The 1436-nt window shown below is 57.9% G+C and carries 1 protein-coding gene and 1 pseudogene; both read left to right on the top strand.

What is annotated here, in order from left to right:
- The first annotated feature begins 600 nt into the window (after positions 1-600).
- Positions 601-926: pseudogene (locus FJ434_RS29630) on the top strand (type II toxin-antitoxin system ParD family antitoxin).
- A 115-nt stretch (positions 927-1041) separates the two neighbouring features.
- The gene (locus FJ434_RS30425) at positions 1042-1278 is read left to right on the top strand and encodes a hypothetical protein (RefSeq protein ID WP_181166792.1); all 237 of its coding nucleotides are present in this window, start codon (positions 1042-1044) and stop codon (positions 1276-1278) included.
- Positions 1279-1436: the final 158 nt, after the last annotated feature.

Here is a 1436-nt window from a genome sequence, read left to right as displayed (position 1 = left end):
CCAAACTTACCCAAAACGGCCCGCCAGGCTCAAAGCTTGGCGGGCCGTTTTGCATTCGGATAAGAGCCCCCTTGGATCCGGCCTGACCGCCCCAAGCAGACCAAGCCGGCGACCCGGACAAAAATCAAATCCCCCCCCAAAACCAAATCAAAAAGACAGCCGCCAGGCTCCAAGTCGGCGGACCGTTGCGTATGCGAATCACCATGGAGCGTCGATCCAATCCTGTTCAGGGCCCGCAAAAGAGGCGACGCCGATGCCGCGGACAAAAATCAAATCAGTGAAGACCATGGAGGGATGGTCAGGTTCAAGATCGATTGGTCGCCAAGCATGAACAGATTAGCCGGTTGGGCTCTACTCAGCCGGCTTCCTCACACGCTTTGGATGGTGAATAACAGGATCTGCGGCCTCCGCTCGCACCGAGACCCTCGATCGCGTGGTGCTGCCCCAATCGGTAGTCCAATTCCGCCGAATCGGGACCGAGGCGATACCGCTTGGCGGGTCATGATGATGAAGCGTCGCCGAATCGGCAGTGGATTGCCAGCTATCGCTATTTATTGTCATCAATGACGCTCGACGCATGATCTCCCCCAGGAGGTCGCCATGCCCAACTGCGCTTTGAACGGGCACTGTGAGAGCTTCATCAGGAAGCAGCTCGAGTTCGGCCGCTACAACAATGCCAGTGAGGTTGCCCGTGCCGGCCTGCGCATACTCGAGGATTTCGAGGCGGAAGGGGAAAGTGGCTGTGCGAGAAAATTCCCGCGCGTCTGGCCGAGCTCCAGCAGGATTCGACGAAGGGAACTCCAGCCGAAACGGTCTCTTCCGAGCTTGAAGCACGCCATCGCGCGAAGCAGGCGAAAGCCAGTTGGGAATGGGATACCGGATTGTCTTTCATCCCGTGGCACAAGCCGAACTCGAAAATTCCATGACGACATAGCCGAACGGGGCGTCCCGACGATTGTGTGGAATTTTATCACTGGTATCCGCGATCATTGTCTGGGCTTGTCGACTTTTCCACTGCGAGGCGCTGAGCGGATCGCGATCATGCCTGGGCTGCGGATTGTTGGCTGCCGGCGGTGGATCAGCATTGCCTTCGCGGTCGAGGGCGAGCAGGTGCTGATCCTGGGCATCTTCTACGCGGGCCGAAACATCAACACCGGAATTGCTGGAGAATCGGCGTTGAAAGCCGCTCGAGCGCGTTCGGTGGCCGTTTTGGGGACGCCAGTTTTTCAAAGCGAAGTATGCTCGGCATGGGGTCTGAGGCGAGTATCCCAGGCGTGACCAACCGCGGAAAGCGGCGCGGAAACTCAGCCTAGCCAACTCACGAATTTCGGCCCAGTGGATATCTCCGCGAAAAATCGAAAAAACATCTGAGATCGGTGTTGACAGTTTTGGTTGGTGGCGACTATATACGCCTCACGAACGAGGGCGGTGCGCCG

This window comes from Mesorhizobium sp. B2-5-13, assembly GCF_006440535.1.
In the GTDB taxonomy this organism is placed as follows: Bacteria; Pseudomonadota; Alphaproteobacteria; order Rhizobiales; family Rhizobiaceae; genus Mesorhizobium; species Mesorhizobium salmacidum.
This window is presented reverse-complemented; position numbering and strand designations above follow the sequence as displayed.